General features: G+C 68.2%; 15 protein-coding genes. 2 read left to right on the forward strand and 13 right to left on the reverse strand.

The genetic code is table 11. The features are described from left to right. Positions 1-52: 52 nt before the first annotated feature. From ACM0O9_RS10780 to ACM0O9_RS10795, 4 genes are all read right to left on the reverse strand, one after another. Positions 53-373: an I78 family peptidase inhibitor gene (locus ACM0O9_RS10780; RefSeq protein ID WP_414604041.1), complete on the reverse strand. Its 321-nt coding sequence runs from the start codon at positions 371-373 to the stop codon at positions 53-55. Between the two features lie 80 nt (positions 374-453). Then, positions 454-1,482: a ribonuclease H-like domain-containing protein gene (locus ACM0O9_RS10785; RefSeq protein WP_134956044.1), complete on the reverse strand. Its 1,029-nt coding sequence runs from the start codon at positions 1,480-1,482 to the stop codon at positions 454-456. Continuing rightward, complete coding sequence (locus ACM0O9_RS10790; RefSeq protein ID WP_235649678.1) at positions 1,479-3,968, reverse strand: DEAD/DEAH box helicase; 2,490 nt, start codon at positions 3,966-3,968, stop codon at positions 1,479-1,481. Before ACM0O9_RS10790 ends, ACM0O9_RS10785 begins: the two co-directional genes overlap by 4 nt. 93 nt (positions 3,969-4,061) lie before the next feature. Beyond that, positions 4,062-5,162 carry a hypothetical protein gene (locus tag ACM0O9_RS10795; protein ID WP_005421013.1) on the reverse strand — a complete coding sequence of 367 codons (1,101 nt, stop codon included), beginning with the start codon at positions 5,160-5,162 and terminating at the stop codon, positions 4,062-4,064. A gap of 240 nt (positions 5,163-5,402) precedes the next feature. On the opposite strand from ACM0O9_RS10795, the gene ACM0O9_RS10800 reads away from it, so the two are divergent. Beyond that, positions 5,403-5,921 (forward strand): hypothetical protein, encoded by a 519-nt coding sequence (locus ACM0O9_RS10800; protein ID WP_235649679.1) that lies wholly within the window; start codon positions 5,403-5,405, stop codon positions 5,919-5,921. Between the two features lie 40 nt (positions 5,922-5,961). Further along, on the forward strand, positions 5,962-6,636 hold the full coding sequence (locus ACM0O9_RS10805) for a hypothetical protein (RefSeq protein ID WP_005421010.1): 675 nt from the start codon (positions 5,962-5,964) through the stop codon (positions 6,634-6,636). A gap of 110 nt (positions 6,637-6,746) precedes the next feature. On the opposite strand, the gene ACM0O9_RS10810 is transcribed toward ACM0O9_RS10805, so the two are convergent. The 9 genes from ACM0O9_RS10810 to ACM0O9_RS10850 are packed head-to-tail and all read right to left on the reverse strand — an operon-like array spanning position 6,747 to position 19,098. Next, positions 6,747-8,555 carry an amino acid adenylation domain-containing protein gene (locus tag ACM0O9_RS10810; RefSeq protein ID WP_065197270.1) on the reverse strand — a complete coding sequence of 603 codons (1,809 nt, stop codon included), beginning with the start codon at positions 8,553-8,555 and terminating at the stop codon, positions 6,747-6,749. Next, a complete protein-coding gene (locus tag ACM0O9_RS10815; RefSeq protein ID WP_164230198.1) occupies positions 8,552-10,720 on the reverse strand; it encodes a hypothetical protein in 2,169 nt (722 codons plus the stop codon). The genes ACM0O9_RS10810 and ACM0O9_RS10815 overlap by 4 nt, the downstream gene beginning before the upstream one ends. Beyond that, the gene (locus ACM0O9_RS10820; RefSeq protein WP_164230200.1) at positions 10,717-11,838 is read right to left on the reverse strand and encodes a BatA domain-containing protein; all 1,122 of its coding nucleotides are present in this window, start codon (positions 11,836-11,838) and stop codon (positions 10,717-10,719) included. The genes ACM0O9_RS10815 and ACM0O9_RS10820 overlap by 4 nt, the downstream gene beginning before the upstream one ends. Further along, the gene (locus ACM0O9_RS10825; RefSeq protein WP_065178688.1) at positions 11,835-12,731 is read right to left on the reverse strand and encodes a DUF58 domain-containing protein; all 897 of its coding nucleotides are present in this window, start codon (positions 12,729-12,731) and stop codon (positions 11,835-11,837) included. The genes ACM0O9_RS10820 and ACM0O9_RS10825 overlap by 4 nt, the downstream gene beginning before the upstream one ends. Before the next feature lie 7 nt (positions 12,732-12,738). Further along, on the reverse strand, positions 12,739-13,722 hold the full coding sequence (locus ACM0O9_RS10830; protein WP_065178689.1) for an AAA family ATPase: 984 nt from the start codon (positions 13,720-13,722) through the stop codon (positions 12,739-12,741). A 16-nt stretch (positions 13,723-13,738) separates the two neighbouring features. Beyond that, complete coding sequence (locus tag ACM0O9_RS10835; protein ID WP_414604042.1) at positions 13,739-14,446, reverse strand: DUF4159 domain-containing protein; 708 nt, start codon at positions 14,444-14,446, stop codon at positions 13,739-13,741. Next, the gene (locus ACM0O9_RS10840) at positions 14,446-15,780 is read right to left on the reverse strand and encodes a TldD/PmbA family protein (protein WP_329844450.1); all 1,335 of its coding nucleotides are present in this window, start codon (positions 15,778-15,780) and stop codon (positions 14,446-14,448) included. Before ACM0O9_RS10840 ends, ACM0O9_RS10835 begins: the two co-directional genes overlap by 1 nt. 21 nt (positions 15,781-15,801) lie before the next feature. Continuing rightward, positions 15,802-17,436, reverse strand: a complete 1,635-nt coding sequence (locus ACM0O9_RS10845; protein ID WP_065185542.1) for a TldD/PmbA family protein — start codon at positions 17,434-17,436, stop codon at positions 15,802-15,804. 30 nt (positions 17,437-17,466) lie between these two features. Beyond that, a complete protein-coding gene (locus tag ACM0O9_RS10850; RefSeq protein ID WP_414604043.1) occupies positions 17,467-19,098 on the reverse strand; it encodes a TldD/PmbA family protein in 1,632 nt (543 codons plus the stop codon). Between the last annotated feature and the right edge of the window lie 429 nt (positions 19,099-19,527).

The raw sequence follows: 19,527 nt of genomic DNA on the forward strand, positions 1-19,527 counted from the left end.
GCTGGCCGGCACCCCACATTGCCGGCCAGCGGCCGGCACTGCCCTGGGCCGATCAACCGCAGCTGGCGCGTTCGATGCGGTTCTGCGCATCCACCTGCACGGTCACGCGGTCCTGGCGGAAGTCCATGGTCACCGCCATGCCCGGCTTGACCACCCGTGCACCGCGCGCGCCGCTGGCGGCCACCAGCTTCTTGATGGTGGCTTCGTCAGCCGTCTTGCCGGTGAAGGCCTCGAGCGTCTCCGGCTTGCATTCGTGCGCGGCGTCGGCCACGGGTGCTGGCGCTGGCGCGGCATCGAGGGCGGTGCTGCCGCCGGCGTGGCTGCAGGCGGCCAGTGGCAGGATGGCAAGCAGGGCAAGCGGATTGAGGCGCATCGTCGGGCTCCAGGCGTGGATGGTGGTGGCAGTGTCACCGCTGCCACCGTCAGGGCATGTCAACGCGGCCCCGTGTGTCATTACCGCCCGACCAGCGCCAGTGTCTCGCGCTCGCGCTGTTCCTCGCGCACCAGCCGCTGCAGCAGCAGGGCCAGGGTCACCACGTCCTGGTGGTTGTGGTCGGCCACCCGGCGCAGGTTCACCGCATCGCCGCCGCGCAGGAAGCGCAGCCATGCACCGGGTGCTTCCGAGCCGGGCAGGTCGTCCTCGCGCACCACGCGCAGCAGCTGGCGTTCGATGGTGGACAGCTTGCAGTTCTCCCAGCTGCCGCGATAGCGACGGCGCGTGGGGTAGAGCAGGTCGACATGGTCCAGTGCGGTGATCGGGTCCGGCTGCCGGGCCAGCCGGTAGCGCGCCTTCAGCAGCGGCGCATCGTAGCTGCGGCCGTTGTAGCTGCAGAACACGGTGGACGGTTGGAGCCAGCGGGCAAAGGTGGCCAGCATCGCGTCCTCGGCGGCCATGGTGGCCATCAGCAACTGGCGGATGCGCAGGCCCTCGCCACGCTGCGGGCACACATGCCAATCGGCCGCGCCGATCATGAAGGCACGGGTGCCGGTGCCGCCGGCCAGGCCGGTGGTCTCGGTGTCGAAGAACAGCAGATCGCGTGCAGCCACGTGCTGGTCTTCGCGCTTGGCGAAGGCCAGCGACAGCGGGGCAGTTGGGATCGGCTGAGGTTGCAGCGATTCGATCAGGAACAGACCCGGCGCGATTTCCTCGCCCGGCAGCTGGCGATCCTGTGCGCTGGCACGTGCCGGCGTGGCGCCGCTCCGCGAGCGCATGCCGAGCAGGCGATGCAGGCTGCCCACTTCCGGCCGCCGCAGTTGGGCCGGTGTGTGTGCCGATGTGGCCGCCGCAGCACCCGTGGGCTTGTGGCGGATCTCCTGCTCGACCCAGGCGAACACCGAACGCTCGGCCGGTGGTTGCCGCGCATCGTTGGCGGCTACCGGGGCCGGCGCCGGAGGGGGCGGCTCGGACGCCACTGGCGTGACTGCTTTCGGGTCGCCGGCCTGCTTCCGCAGCAGGCGCAGCTTGTCCAGGCTCAGGCTCACGGTGCCAGCAGCTCCATCGGGTCGCGCGCGGACGCCACCACGTCGGGCACGTGCCGGCAGGCCTCGGCGTCGAACAGGTCGAGCACGCGCAATGCCAGCGCACGTGGCGAGGTTTCATCCTCTTCCTGTGCAGCCAGCACCGGGCCGACGCAGGCCGGGCAGCCGGCCTTGCAGTCGCAGCGTTGCACCAGTTCACGCGCGCGCTGCACCAGCTCCGCCTGACGCTGCCACAACGGCTCGCTGAGGCCAACGCCACCGGGGAAGTTGTCATACAGATACACAGTGGGCACGAATTCCTGCAGCAGTTCGACCACGCCAGGATCACCCTCGCTGCCGCGCAACTGGCCACGGCCGCTCTGGTCGGCGATCGCAAACCAGGAACCATCGCCGTTGCCGACCGACTTCTGCAGGTCGCGCGCATCGGCCATCACCGCCACGGTGGCGACGATGTGCAGCGCATACGCCGCACCGAGGAAGCCATCGAGCGCATCCTGCCTGCTGGCGAAGGCGCGCAGCAGCAGTGCCTGCGGCAGCTGCCACCACACTGCGGTGGTGTGCAGTTCCTGGTCGGGCAGGTTCACCGGACCGTAGCCGATGTTTTCGTGGGTGTAGTAGCGGATCTTCTTGTAGCCGGCCACGCGCCGCACCACGTGCACTTCGCCATGGTGCGAATCACCGCGCCCGGCCACGCCACCATCGAAGCGGTCCAGCACCTTGAGCTTGGTGAAGTCGATGCTGTCGGTGTAGTAATCCACATGCGTACGGGTGACGTAGGCCTTGCGGCCCTCCCAGTCGAGCGTCTCCACCTGGTAGGGCGTGGACTGCACCATGTGGATGGCGCCTTCATACAGCGTGAGCGCAGCGGCGGAGTAATCGACCTCGGCGATGATCTGCTGGCGGCCGTCGCTGCGGTCGACCACCACGAAGTTGCCATCGGCCACCGCGCGCAGGCTGACCGCGTTGGCCGGATAACTGTCGGCGATCCATTCCCAGCGCTCGCCTTCGCGGTGGATGACTTCGGTTTCGGCCAGCGCTTCCAGGAACACTTCCGGGTCGATCGGGCCGAAGCCATCGCCGACCCGGAACGGCAGTTCAAAGGCCGCGCAGCGAATGTGGTCGAACAGGATCAGCGGCTGGTCCGGCGCAATGCGCGCATGTTCGGGCGAGGCTTCGGCGAAGAAGTCCGGGTGCCGCACCACGTACTGGTCCAGCGGCTGCGAACTGGCCACCATCACACCGAGTGCGGGTTGCTGGCGGCGACCGGCACGGCCGAAACGCTGCCAGGTGGCGGCCACGCTGCCGGGGTAGCCATTGAGGATGACCACGTCCAGGCTGCCGATGTCCACGCCCAGTTCCAGCGCCGAGGTGCTGACGATGCCGTCGATGTTGCCGGCTCGCATCGCACGCTCGGTCTCGCGGCGTTCGGTCGGCAGATAACCGCCGCGGTAGGCGCGGATGCGGGGCGGCTTGCGCGGGTCGTGGTCAAAGATGTCCTTCAGGTACTTGGTCAGCACCTCGACCATCAAGCGGGTCTGCGCGAACACCAGGGTCTTCAGCCCGGACTTGATCGCGATGCGCGCGATGCGGTTGCTCTGCGAGCGCGCCGAGGCACGCAGGCCCAGGTCGGGGTTGATCACCGGCGGGTTCCACAGCAGCACCTGCTTCGGCCCGGTGGGCGCGCCGGATTCGGTGACGGCGGTGACCGGTGCCTCGATCAACGCCTCGGCATGCGCCTGCGGGTTGCCGATGGTGGCCGAGCACAGGATGAACTGCGGCTGCACGCCATAGAACGCGCAGATGCGCTTGAGCCGGCGCAGCACGTTGGTGACGTGGCTGCCGAACACGCCGCGATAGGTGTGCACCTCGTCGATGACGATGTAGCGCAGGTTCTCGAAGAACTGTGCCCACTTGGTGTGATGCGGCAGGATGGCCTGGTGCAGCATGTCCGGGTTGGACACCACGATGTCGCCATGCAGGCGGATCGCCTGGCGCGCATCGCCGGGGGTGTCGCCGTCGAAGGTGAAGGCCTTGACGCCGAGATCGCCGGCACGATTGAGTTCCAGCAGCTCGGCCACCTGGTCCTGGGCCAGTGCCTTGGTCGGGAACAGGTACAGCGCCTTGGCCTTGTCCTGCATGGCCGCGCTGACCACCGGCAGGGTGTAGCACAGCGACTTGCCGCTGGCGGTGGGGGTGACGATGGCCACGTGCTCGCCGCGCTGGCTGGCCTCCCAGGCTTCGGCCTGGTGGCTGTAGAGCTGCTCGATGCCGCGTGCCTTCAGTGCAGCGGCCAGCGCCGGTGATACCGAGTCGGGAACGGGCGCGTAGCGGCCTTCACGGCCGGGAATGGCGAAGCTGCCGGTGATGCGGTCCTGGTAGCGGCGCTGCAGGCGCGCGCTGAGCAGGGCGCCGTCGCGGGCGGGCAGGCCATCGCGGGTGGCGAGCTTCTGCTCGGCATCGGCGGTGCGCTTGGCGAGTTCGTAGGCCATGGAAGAGGAAGCGGGGACGGATTGCGAGGGGTCACATGGCACCACATCCATGTCTCAGGATGTGAGACACCAGCATAGGAACGAGTGAACCGTTCAGTGCCACGGGGCGGGACGCTGCGCGATGTCCGCGTCAAGCGCGCGGCGCCGGAGCAGGAACTGCACGGTGCAGACCACGATCTGCACCGCGTGCCAGCCCGATGCCAGCACTGCGAGCACCCCCCAGCCATAGGCAGCCGCCCATGCAGGATCCGGACGGAGCGGTGGCATTCCGCCAGTGCCGAACACCAGCACGCACAGGAGCAGGCCCAGCCATGCCAGATGCCACGACCCTCCTGTGGGCGGATAGCGCCGTCGGTCGCTGGCGAGGCACCATGCTGTCCCTGCGCCCAACACCCATCCATCACAGGCGCGCACCTCCAGCACCATCGAGCGCCCGCGGGAGAATGCCGCAGCGTGCTCCCATTCCGCTGGAAGCTGCACACGCCGGTCATTGCCGAGCAACCACACCCGGGATGTCTGGGCAGTGCGTTGGTAGGCGCGCAGGCGTCCGCGAACCTGCAGCACGCGCTGAGCCGTCGCGGGGCTGTTGCGGCGAGGGAGTGCCAGCCAGGCCGCCAGCCCGGCGATGGCGAGCAACGGCATGGCCAGCAGCCCTGGGGCGCCAGCGGCGGCCCATGACGCCAGTGCGGCAATCACCAGCGGGGAAGGGCGCAGGCCGGGTCCCCGTCGCATCGAAACTTCTTCGGGGGTCTCCAGGCGCTCGCCACAGACGCGGCTGGTGGCTGCAGCTGGCCGTGCAGCAGCGATAGTGAAGCCGTTGAGACATACCACCACGGCCGCGCGTTTGCCCAACACCACTTCGGCTTCATTGTCTTCCGCGAGGTAGGGCCACGCCTGCTTTGGCACCAGTGCGGGAACGCCACCCAGCAGGCCGTCACCGACCGGGAAGCTGTTCCGGCACGCACCGCCGGTGAATGCTCCACGCAGCCGCTTTATCTGGTCGTCATGGTCGCAGCCGGCCAATGCGCGCAACGGTGCCAGTGCCCTGTGTTCGTCCGCGCCCAGCGTACGCAGCGTGCTGCTCCGGCGCAGCGAAGCCATGCCTGCGTGGACACGTGATGTCCATTCGGCAACGGCCGCGATGACCATCAGGGGCACGATTGCCAAACCAACCAGTACTGCTGCGCGCGACATCAGCAGGCGACCGGCTGCCGTGGCGGGATTGTGGAGGGAGCTGTCATGAGGGAGCGCCGTACCGGGAGAACGGCAGGATGCCGTCCCCGTCCCCCGGGGGGGAATGAAGTTCATTGCAAACTTCGGTGTCCCGGCCGCGCAGCGATGATGCGCGACACAGCCTGAATGCCCCCGCCGTTGCCAACGAAATCTGAAGCCGGCATCCGTATGCTTGGGCGCTGGACGCAACCAACAGGGTGGATGGCTGTGGCACGACGTGGAACGCAGGGAGCACTCCTGGCCGGCATGCTGCTGGCCGGCATCGCACAGGCGCAGCAGGCCGCGCCGGTGGCGGTGCCCGATCCTGCACCCGTTCCCCCTGCAGATGCGCCGCCCGCCCCCACCGCACCGATCTCCACCACCTTGCCGCAGGACAACGTCACCACCCTCGGCGAAGTGCGTGCGCTCAAGCCCGATGACGAGCCGCTGGACCTGTACCGCTTCAAGAACCCGGTGAAGTTCGGCGATAACCGCTTCAGCCGCGACTGGAGCGAACCGCCATCGCCGGAGCAGGTCAGCATGGGCGGTGGCTACATCATGATGGGCGTGGTCAAGGGTGTGCTGGCGGCAGCCAAAGGCATCAACAAACTTACCGGCGGGCCGGACCAGATCCAGGCGGCCGTGGCGCGGCCACCGCCAGAGCTCAGTGCTGAACAGCAGCAGCGCGCGCTGCGGTTCTCACAGGAGCAGGATGCCGGCGACACAGTGCCAGTAAAGTAGGCCGGTATATCCTGCGGGCTCCCCCACCGGTAATGCTGTCATGTCCCTGCGTTCATTCTGCCTGCTGGCCGCGTTGCTGCCGGCCTCCGCCTTCGCGTCCGATATCGCCGATGGCGGCGCCTGCCGCAACGGCGCATTCCCCTCCGAGCAGAGCGGGTTCGCGCTGGCGCGCGTGGTCGACGCCCCGCGCCTGTACCTGCTCGGCGACATGGATGGCTGCCCCGCCAAGGGCGAACCGGCCTGCCGCCAGCGCAGCTATGTGGTCAACGGCGATACGGTGGTGACCGGTCGCGACCTGGGCCGTTACCGCTGCGCGTTCTTCCCGAACAAGGTGGGCGGCAGCGCCGGCTGGGTCGACCGCAGCAGGCTGCAACCGTTGCCGGTGGCAGTGCCCACGCTGCAGGACTGGACGGGCCACTGGAAAGATGGCGACAACGGCCTGCGCATCACCGTGCAGGGTGGACAACTGCATGTGGATGGCGACGCTTACTGGCCCTCGGCCAACCCCACGCCGGAACAGCGCCCGTATGGGCCGAACCTGGGCCAGGTGGAAGCGCGTGCCATGCCGCAGGGTGCCGATGTCGAGTTCGTCGAGGACACGTGCCGGGTGCGTGTGCACTCGCTGGGTGAGGTGCTGATCGTGGCCGACAACAGCGAATGCGGTGGCATGAACGTGCGCTTCAATGGCGTGTATCGGCGCGCGGGGAAACGTTGAAGGACGCATGAGGGTGGGGCTGGTAGATCCACGCCATGCGTGGATGCCGTTCGCGATCCGATCGGTGGGGTCAGAACCCTTTCGCTGGCGAAAGGGTTCTGACCCCAGGATCAGCGCCGTCGCTCCAGCCACCACAGCAGCGATGCGCACAGCACGAACGCCAGCCACCACGGCCAGCGCGATCCCGGCACGGGTTGCATCAGCGACGCGGTTGCCGGGGAGCTGCCCGCCAGCGCCTGCGTGGTTGCATCGATCATTGCCTGCTGATGCAGCGCGGGCGCGTCCTTCGGGTCGAATGCATAGCGCCAGAGGGTAGCGTCGCCGTGCTGCAGGCGCTGCCAGCCCGCCTCGCGCGGCCACCAGCCCGCGCAGCGCAGGTCTGACGTCGCGCCATCGACGATCAGCGGCGTGCCTTCGCCGCGTGCGTTGAAGGCCAGCAGCGGCGCCTGCACGCCGCATAGCGCCTGCCGTTCGCCCGCCCAGCTGATCGGCTGTGGCGACCACAACGCCTCAGCGCTGCCCTGCGCCCGCGCCAGCGTGGCAACCACGCCGCTCCACAGTTCGCCGTGGCGGTCATCGCGGCCGGCAAGTACCCAGCGCCAGCTGTCGGTGATGGGCAGCAGGCCGATGCGGCCTTTGCCGGTAGCGCGCCAGCCACCGACAGCCTTGCCAATGCGATCGTGCAGCAGCGCGTTGCTGCCAGGTACCTGCAGCGCCAGTGCTTCCAGTGTGGGCAGCGCGGCGTCGTGCGAACTGCGGTCTGCCTCTTCGCCGTAGCCGGTCGGCAGCGTACCCGCGGCGAGCGGGCCACGTCGTGCGGCGAGGACCGCGCTCTCGCCGTCGCCGGGAAGTTCGAGGACCTGGCTGCTGCCATCACCCCGCAGCGGCAGGCCCAGATCGTGCAGGCGTTGGCGCGCGCTGGCCGAAGGGGCGCCCGCACTGCGTACCAGCACGCCCAGTCCTTCGCGCAGCGCCTGCCGCACAGCGGCCAGCTGGGCGGCATTCAATGCCGCCAGGCTGCGCTCGTCCAGCAGCAGCAGATCGCTGCGCGCCAGCGACGCCGCGTCCAGCGGCAAGGCCCCGTCGCCAACGCTCAGGCCGGCCCCGGTATCGGCCTGCACCTGCACGCGGATGCCGGCATCGGCTGCCCAGCGGCGCAGGTACTTCAGTTCGGGGCCCGGCGCGCTGGCACGCACCTGCAGGCGCAACGGCGCCGCCGGCAGGGTCTGCTGCGGCACCGGTGCGCTGTCCACCACATGGCCGTCGGCATCGAGCAGGCGCAGCTGGAATACGCTGCGGCCTTCGGCGCGGGTGATGCCACTCAACTGAACGTGGCCGTCTTCGGCAACATCCGCGCGATCGACCACGCTGCCGGCCGGGTCGAGCAGTTCCGCCTTTGCCCTGGCAACGCCACGCGCCTGTGCCTGTACCTCGAAGCGTGCGCCGGGCGCGGCGTCGGCCGGTGGCTGCAAGGCGACCCAGCCGCGCGGCGGTGCTGTCGGCTGCCAACGTACGTCGCGTGGCAGTACTGCGTCGCGGTCACGCGCGGCCAGGCCCGCACCGACCAGCGTCAGCGTGGAGGCTGGATGCTGGCGCAGCGCGGTGGCCAGGTCGGGTACGCGCTGTGCGCCGGGCACATCGGCAGCTTCGGGCAACAGCAACAGTGGGCCTTCGCTGGCCGGGAGTGCGCCAGCCCGGTCGGCATCGATTCCCAGCACGACCAACCCGCCTGCGGGCTGCTGGCGATTGAGGGGTACGAGGCAGACATACAGCAGCATGGCAGCGGCGATCTGCAGCGCAATGCCGATCCAGCGGCGACCTCGGTGCGCTGTGCTTCCACGCAACTGGCGCACGCTGGCGATGACCACGACCACAGCAAGTGCCAGCGCAATCCACAGGTTCGGGCTGGAGGGGGTCATGGCTGCGCCTCCAGCGCATCGAGGTAGCGCTGGCCCATCGCATCGGCCGCACTGCGCCGCATCGCCTGTGGCAGTGGACGTTGCAGTGCCCGCCACAGCTGTGCGCGCAGGCGCAGGCGGCAGTCGTGGCAACCGGGCTCGATGCGCAGCTGCTCGATGGCGGCGGCCAGATCCAGTGCATCGGGCAGGTAGGCGGCATTGTGCTGCTGCCAGGCAGCGAGTGCATTGAGGTCGGGCACGCTGGTGTCATCACCGAGGCGCTGCCAGGCTTCAACGATGGCCCGGTCGGGCGGGGTTCGGGCGGCCAACGGCAGTTCACGACTGGCCAGTCCGGCGCGATCACCGCCGAGGCGACGGCCTTCATCGATCGGTGGTAGCTCTGGCCCGACCCGCGCCAGATAGATGCGTTCGGCCTGCTGCACCTGCTTGATGAAACCCAGCGCCTTGTAGGCAAACGGCAACGCCTGCTCTGGCCGGCCCTGGCGCAGCTCGCCTTCGGCCGACCACATCTGGTCCAGCGCGGCCTTCAGCGTGGCCCGGGTCTGCGGGTCGAGCAGGGTCGCGGCCTCGGCATGGTCATGGGTGTGGCCGTATTCGGAGAGCACATCGGTGGCGCTGCCGAACACCGGTGGCGAATCGGCATTGGACGCCTTGCCGCCGTGATCGTGGCCATGCTCATCGTGTGCCCCGGCCTCGGTGCCATGGTCGTGCTCGTGCTCGGTGTCGTGGCTGCCTGCAGCTGGCGCATCGCTGGTGGGCAGGTCGCTGGTCGGCGGCGGCTTCGGTGCGCCTTCGCTTTCCTCACCCAGGAACTGGCCGTAGCGCAGGCGCAGGATGCGCTGGTCGACACCGATCGCATCGCTGCGCTTCACGAAGTCCTCGGCAGTGAGGCTGCGTCGCTGCCGGATCAGCGCTTCGGCATCGATGATGATCTGCCGCTGGCTGCGGAAGTAGGCCGGCAGCGTCTTCTTGATGCGGCCTTCCAGTTCGGCACCGAGTGCAACCTCGGCGCTGGGCAGGCGCAGGATCACGCTGCTGCTGCGCCCAGCCTGCGGTGTTGGCGCGTGGTTGTCGCGTACTTCCAGCTGGGCGATGACATCGCTGCCGGGCTGCGCGCCCAGCGCAGCCAGGTCGAGGGTGTACGCGAAACGCCGTGCAGTCGCTTCGCCGCTGCCGGTGAGGCCGACACTGCGGCGAACGAAGGTGATGTTCTCGCCGCTGCCCTGGGTAATGGTGATCGACAGCGTTGCCTGCGTGGCCACGGCGTAGTCATCGCTGGCTTCGAAGCGCAACGACCACTGGCGTTGCCCGGGCGTGCCCAGCACCAGGGTCGCGGCGGGCTCCAGCACGCGCACGCTGGGCGCACGATCAGCGACCACATCCAGGCGATGCAGGTGGGTTTGGGCCAGTGCAGGTTCGCTCACCACGCGGTACAGCACAGGCACGCGCGCCACATCCTGCGCCAGCCACTGCCCATCCTGCTCGCTCAGCGGCAGCCGGCGGCCGTCGTGGAACTGAAGCCATGCCTTGTCCGGCGCGCGATCGAAGCGCAACGACCACGACAGCCGGCTGTCCGCGGCGACCTTGGCATCCAACGCGTTCTGGGTGCGCGTGGCTTGGCCGGTATAGGCCGGCGCGTCGATCCGCAGGCGGGTGGACTGAAGGTGCAGCGGGCCGGCGGCAGCCATGCTGACAGGCGCCGATGTGCGCGCCGGCGCGGAGCCGGGGCCGGAACGTGGCCAGCCGAATGCCAGCGCAGTGATCGCCAGGCCTGCGACCCAGCTCAGGGCCAACGCCCTGCGCGGCCAGCGCGGACGCAGGTCCGGTGTCGCGCGCTCCAGCGTGGCCAGCACATGCGCGCGCTGGCGCTGCTGCAGCGGATTGAGCGTTGCCATATCGGCGAACAGCAGGTCGGCACTGTCCTCGCTGGCACCGCCGGCATCGAGCTGACGCTGCACCCACTGTGGGTCCAGCTGGCGGGCACGTGCCGTGGCGAGCGCTGCGCAGGCGAGCACGCTGACCGTGCCGACCACGCAGGCGATATCGAAGCCCGCCAGGCGCAGCGCCAGCGTCGTCGCGGCCAGCGCCCACGGCAGGCCCAGCAGCAGGGTAACGAGTGCACGGCGACGGCGTGCGCGTTGCCAGGCGTACTGCAGGGTGTTCATGCGGCCCCCCTGCGCCGGCGACTGCTGGCCACCCAGCGCTCCAGCGCGAACAGCACCACGATGACCAGCAGCAACCACGTGGTTGGCTCACGCGCTGGGGGCGCTATGGCGGGCAGTGCGGCCCGGCGTGGTGCCTGGTCCTGTGCATCGCCGAGGCGCGGTGACGCTGGCGGTTGCAGGGCCAGCAGCAGGGCACGCGGCAACTGCGGGTCGCGCAGCGCAGCGTTGCCTGAGGCATCCCAGTCGCCGGGTAGTGACAGCAGGACGCCGTGGCCGATGCGCTGCTGCCACAGCAGTGGTGTGCCATCGGCGTTGCGCAGCAGGATGCCGGCGCCGCGAGCAGGCTTGCCGGCGCTCACTGCACGACCGCCGTCGCGCAGCCACGCCTGCCAGCTCGCCGGCAGTGCATCGCTGCGGCTCCATACGCCGATCTCGCCGCGTTCGGGCAGGGCATCGGCCGACAGAGGAGCGAGCGGCGCCTGCATGCCCCACGCGCGCTGCAGTGCGTTCACCCAGTGCTGGGCGGCGGCCGGCGCATCGCTGTGCACGCGTAGACGCGGCATCGTCGCGGCACTCGGTTGCGGAGTGGCCGGTATCGGTTGCGGCCGCCACTGCACTTCGCGCGACAGCTGCAGGCGGGCGCCATCCAGACCGGGCAGGGGATCGGGAACGTGCACGGTCAACGCGGTGCCCGTGGGCAGCTGTGCGTCCAGCTCGCGCAGCAGGCTGGGCAGCGATGCGCTGGACGCAGGTGGTGCGTGATCGATAGCGGGGAAGCCGGGTGCCAGCCAGTGCCAGTTGCCCGCTTCGGCACTCCCGCGCAGTGCGGCGGCGTCCAATCCGGGAGCCACTACCGTCCACGCGGTGGGGATGGGAGCGGGGCCGGTCAATGCAGGGCGTGCCAGCAGCAAGGCCAATGCAGCCAGCAGCAACAGGCGCACCAGCAGCAACGGCCAGTCATCGAAGCGGATGCGCTGGCGCGGGCGGATCTGTGCACGCAGCCAGCGCAGCGCGGCGAAATCCAGCGGCGTGTACGGATGGCGCCGGGCCAGATGGATCAGCAGCGGCAGCAACCACGCAGCGAGCGCGGCCAGGCCCAACGGGAACAGCAGGGTCATGCACCGCCCCCACGACCGAACAGCACCTGCAGTGGATGATCCAGCGGCTGGTCGAGCCAGCCGGTGGCACTGGCGATGCCGCTGGCCTGCAGGCGCGACTGCAATGCGTTGCGTGCGTCGGCGAAGCGCTGCAGGTAATCGGCGCGGATCGCCGCGCCATCGCCCAGCAGTTCCTCGCCCGTTTCCGGATCGCGGAAGCGATGGCCGGCGTCGAACGGGAAATCGCGCTCGTCGGCGGTGAGGATCTGCAGCAGTGCCACTTCACGGCGTGCGCTGGCCAGTTGCTCCAGCAGCACGATGCAGGCCGCGTCGAAGCCATCACCCATCGCCAGCAGCAGGTCGCCCGGACGCACACGCTCCCACAGCGGGCGCAGGCGATCGGCCACGGGCCAGCCGCCGCGTGCCTGAAGGGCATGCAGTTGCAGATGCACGCGGTCACGCTGGCGTGCGCCGTTCGCTGCGGGCACCAACTGCAGTCCATCGCCATTGATCGCCAGCAGGCCGAAACGGTCGCCCTGCTGCAGCGCCAGTTCCACCACGCAGGCGGCCACGCCGCGCATGTGATCCAGGCGCGTGCGCTGCGGTGCCGCGCGATCGGCCTGGCCGGCCGAGGCGGTGGCATCGAGCAGCAGCCAGACCGTGATCGGGCTTTCGCGTTCGGATTCGCGCACGAAGAAGCGGTCCGAACGCGCATACAACTTCCAGTCGATCTGGCGCAGCTCGTCGCCCGGTTCGTAGGCCCGGTACTGGGCGAACTCGAGGCCGGCACCGCGGCTGCGGCTGGCGTGCTGGCCGATGCCACTGGCGCCGCTGGCCAGGCGCGGCCGCAGCCGCAGCAGGCGCAGGCGCGCACGCAGTTCCGGAGGCAAGGTCAGCGGGGTACCGGCGTTCACGCGTGGCTCAACCCGGGAACGGCACGGCCTGCAGCAGGGCGGCGACCACGTCGTCGGCACGCTTCTGCTCGGCCTCGGCGGCGAACGACAGCAGCAGGCGATGGCGCATCACCGGTGCGGCCAGTGCCTGCACGTCCTCGCGGGTGGCGGCGAAGCGGCCCTGCAGCAGTGCGCGCGCTTTTGCCGCGAGCACCAGCGACTGGCCGGCGCGCGGACCGGCGCCCCACTTCACCCATTGGTTGATCGCCGCCGGGGCGCCTTCGCCTGGCCGGCTGGCGCGCACCAGGCGGGTGATCCAGGCCAGCACGTCGGGGCTGACATGCACCTGCCGCACAGCCGCCTGCAGGGCGATCACCGCCTCGGCATCCATCACTTTCGGCACCGCGTCGGTGGCACCGCCGGTGGTCTGTTCCAGGATCCGCCGCTCCTCGTCTTCGCTGGGGTAATCCACCAGCACGTGCAGCAGGAAGCGGTCCAGCTGTGCCTCTGGCAGCGGGTACGTGCCGGCCTGCTCGATCGGGTTCTGCGTGGCCAGCACGAAGAACGGAGCGGGCAGCGCGTAGGTGGTTCCGGCGTAGCTGACGGTGCGTTCCTGCATTGCCTCCAGCAGTGCGGCCTGGGTCTTGGGCGGGGTGCGGTTGAGTTCGTCGGCCAGCAGCAGGTGGGTGAAGATCGGGCCCTGCTGGAAGCGGAAATGGCGATGGCCGGTGCCATGGTCTTCCTCCAGCAGCTCGGTGCCGAGGATGTCACTGGGCATCAGGTCGGGGGTGAACTGCACGCGCCGGAACTGCAGTTCCAATGCCTGGCCGAGCGAGCGTACCAGCAGGGTCTTGCCGAGCCCGGGCGCACCTTCCAGCAGGCAGTGGCCGCCGGCCAGCAGGCCGATCAGCAGCTGCTCGACCACGGTGTGCTGGCCCACCACCGCGCGTGCGAGCGCGGCGCGCAGTTCATCCAGGCGCGGCAGCAGGGAATCGAGGTCGGAGGAATTCATGGGCGTGCAGGTCCTGTCAATTGTTCAACGCGTACATCACGATGTTGACGCCAAAGCGGGTGTTGTCTTCGGCCAGGAAGCGCTTGTTGCGCCAGTCGTAGTCCCACTCGCAGCCATAGTCCTTGTTGCTGTAGAGCAGGCCCAGCCGACCATCGACCTCGATGCCCTTCAGATAGTCGTGCGCCAGGTCGTCGCCCCAGCCGTTGAGTTCGAAGCTGGTGGCGGGCGGACCGTCCGGGAAGCGGAAGAAACTGCGGTACAGCGCGTGGCTGTTGGGCAGTTTCTGCAATGCCTTCGGACCGAACAGGCGGCCCATCTGTGCCTCGAACGAGGTGGCGAACAGCCCGTCGATGTCATGGTTGCAGTCATCGACGAAGACGAAGCCGCCATTTCGCACGTAGCGCACGAAGTTCTGCCGTTCGGCGGCGTTGAACTCCACCAGCGTGTGCCCGGCCAGGTAGCAGAACGGCGCTTCCAGCATGCGCGGGTCGGCCAGGGCCACCACGTGTTCCTGCGGGTCCACGCGCAGCGATGTGTAGTCGATCAGCGAGGTGATCAGGTTGGATGGCATGCGCGCGTCCACGTCCCAGTCACCGGAGTCGTACTGCAGGCGGGTGAACCAGAAGTCATAGCGCGAACTGCGCGGGCCTGCCTGTGCCCAGGCCGGCAGCGCCGCCGCCGAAGCGGCAGCGGCCAACCAGCGCAGGCAGGCCCGGCGATCCATCAGACCGCGTCGGACAGCGAGGTGAAGGTGAAATCGCGCAGCTTCATCGGCGGGATCATCATCACGTAGCTGGATTCATCACCGGCCACCCGCACCGGCTTGCCCAGCTCTTCGATGTTGTTGAGCATGATCACCGGCGACTCGTTGAAGCGGAAGTTCTTCACCGGGTACTTGATCTGGCCGTTCTCGATGTAGAAGGTGCCGTCGCGGGTCAGGCCGGTCAGCAGCACGGTCTGCGGATCGACCATGCGGATGTACCAGGTACGCGTGACCAGGATGCCCTTCTGGGTGCCGCGCACCAGCTCGGCGGTGCTCTTGTCGCCACCGCTCATCAGCAGGTTGCCCGGCGAGGCCTTGGCGGTCTTGCCCTGCTTCTGCGCCCAGAAGCGCGAGTAGTCCAGATTGGCGATCCTGCCGTTCTCGATGATGGCCATGCGTTCGCGCGGCAGCCCTTCGTTGTCCCACGGCAGCACCGGTGCATTCGGATGCCACGGGTCGGCGATCATGGTCACGCGCGGATCGTAGACCTGCTCGCCCAGCTTGTTGCCGCCGCCCTTCTTCGACAGGAAGCTGCGGCCTTCATCGGCCGAGCGTGCACTGAAGAAATTCATCATGAAGCTGATCAGGCCTGCCGCTGCGGCCGGCTCCAGGATGACCGTGTACTTGCCCGGTTCCAGTGCCTTGGCTTCGGCCGATTCGGTGGCCTTGCGCATGGCGATGCGGATGTCCTGGTCAGCCTTGAAGTCCGCCGCGTCCTTCAGGTTGCGGCCGACCCAGCCCGAACCGCGGCCATCTTCGGTGCGCACAGTGCAGGTGTAATCGAAGTTGGTGGTGCGCTGGTAAGCGAAGTTGCCGTTGCTGTTGGCGGTGGCCTGGAAGCCCTGGCCGTCCTCCAGGAAGCCGGCGGCGACCAGGCCGTGGCCGCGGCACGGGGCGATCGAATCGGCAGCAACCTTGGCACGGAAGGCCGGATCGATCGCGGCGGTGGATTCGCTGAAGGTCGGGCTGGCGCGGTAGCTCTGCTTGCCGATGGCCGGCATGAACTCCGGGTTCTCCGGTGCCAGGCGGGCCAGGTCTTCGGCACGGCGTACCACACGTTCCAGCGCGGCGTCGTCGAACTCGTTGATCGAGGCAGTGCCGACGCGCTTGCCGAAGGCGACGGTGACCGCCAGCTCGGTGTTGTCGACGATGCCACTGGTGGAGACATTGTTCAGCGCGAAACGGATGTTGCCGCTGATCGCGCCGGCCAGCACGGCGGTGCACTCGTCGGCCTTGGACAGGGCGATGACCTTGTCGAGGATGGCCTTGGCCTGGGCTTCGGTGAAGATACTCATGGTGTAAGGGCTCCTGACCGGTCAGCCGAGGCTGCGTGCGGTGTTGATGACGTTGATGCCGTTGAAGCGCGCGGTCGACGAACCGTGCGAGACTGCCGAGACCTGTCCCGGCTGGCCCTTGCCGTCGAAGAACGAACCGCCCAGGCGGTAGTCACGCTCGTCGGCCACGGCGGTACAGGCGTTCCAGAACTCCGGCGTGCGGATCTGGTAGGCCACGTCTTCCAGCATGCGGGTGATCTGGCCGTTCTTGATCTCGTAGAACAGCTGGCCGCCGAACTGCGCGTTGTAGCGCTGCTGGTCGATCGAGAACGAACCGTCACCGATGATGTAGATGCCGTTCTCCACGTCCTTGATCAGGTCCGGCACGCTCAGCGGCTTCTTGCCCGGTGCCATCGACACGTTGGCCATGCGCTGGAACTGCACGCTGGACCACGAGTCGGCATAGCAGCAGCCGTCGGACTCGGTCTTGCCGAGGATGTGGGCCTGGTCGCGGATGGTCTGGTAGTCCACCAGCTTGCCGTTGCTGATCAGGTCCCAGCGCTTGCACTTCACGCCTTCGTCGTCGTATGCCACTGCGCCGAGGCTGCCTGGCTGGGTCTTGTCGGCGAAGATGTTGACCAGCTCGCTGCCATACTGGAAACGCTGTTCGCGCTTGTCCAGGGTGGCGAAGCTGGTGCCGGCGTAGTTGGCCTCGTAGCCGAGCACGCGGTCCAGTTCCAGCGGGTGGCCAATCGACTCGTGGATGGTCAGCCAGGTGTGCGACGGGTCGAGCACCAGGTCGTACTTGCCCGGCTTCACCGACGGCGCCTTCAGCTTTTCCTGCGCCTGCCGGGCGGCGGCGATGGCGTCTTCCTTCATGTCGTAGGAAGAACTGTAGTTGACCACGCCATTCGGGCTGACCACCTTGCCCGCGGCGGCGCCGTCCAGGTATTCGTAGCCCAGGCCCATCGGCGAGGACAGGCCCGATCGGGTGCGGAACTTGCCGCTGCTCTTGTCGATGGCGGTGACCGTCATCGGCGCCCAGATGCGGTGCACGTCCTGGTCGATGTAGGAGCCATCGGTGGAGGCGAAGTACTTCTGCTCGTTGACCAGGAACAGCATCGAGTTGACGAAGCTGGCACCGGCGCCCATTGCGGCGGCGTTGACGTCCAGCAGCAGGCCGACCTTGTCCTTGATCGGCACCTCCATCGCATTCTTGCGGATCGGCGTGCGCCAGCTCACCTCACCCACGCCCGGCGCCTTGGCCAGCTGCACCGGCGCGGTCTGCACGCCGGCATTGGCCTTGGCGATCGCGGCCGCCTGCTGCGCCGCCTTGGCCACGTCGGCGGTGCCCAGCGCATTGGTGGCGGCAAAGCCCCACGCACCATTGACGATCACGCGGATGCCCACGCCGGTGGACTCGGTGTTCACCACGTTCTGCACTTTGTCTTCGCGGGTGATCACGAACTGCCGCAGGTAGCGGCCGATGCGCACGTCGCAGTAGGTGGCACCGGCCTGGCGGGCGGCAGCCAGCGCCGCATCGGCCAGGCGCTTCTTCAGCCCCAGGTCCAGCGTGCTCTGCAGCTGCTCGGCGGCGATCACCTTGCCGAAGAAGGAGGGCACGATCAGCCCGCCCGCGGTAAGCCCGGTCAGGGCCAGGAAGTCACGTCTTTGCAAGGCTGCTCTCCATATCGAAGGATGGGTGGCTCAAGCGCCGAGACTGCGCGCGGTGTTGATGATGTTGATGCCGTTGAAGCGGGTGGTGGACGAACCGTGCGAGACCGCCGAGACCTGGCCAGGCTGGCCCTTGCCGTCGAAGAACGAACCGCCCAGGCGGAAGTCGCGTTCATCGCAGATGGCCGTGCAGGCATTCCAGAATTCCGGCGTGCGGATCTGGTAGGCCGCATCCTCTACCATGCCGGCGATCTTTCCGTCCTTGATCTGGTAGTACAGCTGGCCGCCGAACTGCGCGTTGTAGCGCTGCTGGTCGATCGAATACGAACCGCGGCCGTGGATGTAGATGCCGTTCTCCACGTCCTTGATCATGTCCGCGACGCTGAGCGGTTGCTTGCCCGGCGCCAGCGAGACATTGGCCATGCGCTGGAACTGCACGCTGGACCAGGAATCGGCATAGCTGCAGCCATGCGATGCATCGCGGCCGAGGATGTGGGCTTCATCGCGGGTGGCCTGGTAGTCGACCAGGATGCCGTCGCGCACCAGGTCCCAGCGCTGGGTCTTGACGCCCTCGTCGTCGTAGCCGACCGCACCGAGGCTGCCCGGCTGGGTCTTGTCGGCGAAGAAGGTGACGATGTCGCTGCCCCAGCGGAAACCGGCATCTCGCTTGTCCAGCGTGGCGAAGCTGGTTCCGGCGTAGTTGGCTTCGTAGCCGAGCACGCGGTCCAGCTCCAGCGGGTGGCCGACGTTCTCGTGAATGGTCAGGAACAGGTTGGACGGGTCCAGCACCAGGTCATACTTGCCGGGCTTCACCGACGGCGCCTTCAGTTTCTCGCGCGCGTGGCGGGCGGCCGCAATGGCGTCCTCGACCGGGTCATAGGAATCGCGGTAGGCGGTGATGCCGCCGGGCAGGTGCACCTTGCCGCGCGCATCGCCATCGAGGAACTCGTAGCCCATGCCCATCGGCGAGGACAGGCCGGCGCGGGTGCGGAACCTGCCGCTGGCCTTGTCGATGGCGGTGGCGGTGAACGGCAGCCAGATGCGATGGATGTCCTGGTCGATGAACGAGCCGTCGCTGGACGCAAAGTACTTCTGCTCGTTGACCAGGAACAGGGTGGAATTGATGTAGTCGGCGCCCGCATTCAGCGCGGCGGCATTGAGTGCCAGCAGCAGCTCGACCTTGTCCTGGATCGGCACCGCCATCGCGTTCCTGCGGACGGGGGTCTGCCAGCGTACTTCACCGACGGACGGCGTGGGTGCCAGTTGCACCGGGCGGGTCTGGATGCTGGCGTTGGCGCGGGCGATTGCCGCCGCCTGCTCGACTGCCGCGCGCACGGCGGCCTCGGTCTGCTGATGGGTTGCAGCAAAGCCCCAGGCACCGTTGACGATCACCCGCATGCCCACGCCGGACGATTCTCGGTTGGTCACATTGCCGACCTGGTGCTCGCGGGTGATGACCGACTGGTTGAGGTAGCGGCCGATGCGCACATCGCAGTAGCTGGCCTTGGCCGTGCGTGCGGTGGCCAGCGCGACCTCGGCCAAGCGCCGGCGCTGGGCGGTATCGACCGGCGCCAGCAGCTGCTCGGCGGCGATGGCACGGGAATGCGGCAGCAGCAGGCCGGCCAGGCCCAGGCCGGAAAAAGCCAGGAACTCACGTCGTTGCACAGCGTTTCTCTCTCTCGCTTGCGGTCGGCAACGCGCCGGACCGATCACGTCCACTCCTCGACTTTCGCCAGCGCGGCGCAACCGGGCAAGTGACTGCAGTCATGGTTGGGGAGGGTTTCGGCAGGGCTTGCAGCCCTGCACCTGCTCAATGCAACGGCAACGGCCAAAGCCAGAGCCAGAGCCAAAGCCAAAGCCAGAGCGGCATTCCGTGGGTGGGCGGGGCGGTGTCGGATTGCGGGGACGCCGTGAATCCGTCCATGGAGGCTTGGCAGCCGCATCCATGCGGCTGACACCCCGCAATCCGACACCGCCCCATCTCTGACAGATTCCTGCGGCTGTTGGTAGGTGTCGACCTTGGTCGACACGATTTTTCTGTCAGATATCGAAATGAATCCGGGGTCAGATCCGTTTTCCTGCGGAAAACGGATC

The sequence above is a fragment of the Stenotrophomonas sp. FR012 genome, from assembly GCF_047520565.2.
Classification (GTDB): domain Bacteria; phylum Pseudomonadota; class Gammaproteobacteria; order Xanthomonadales; family Xanthomonadaceae; genus Stenotrophomonas; species Stenotrophomonas sepilia.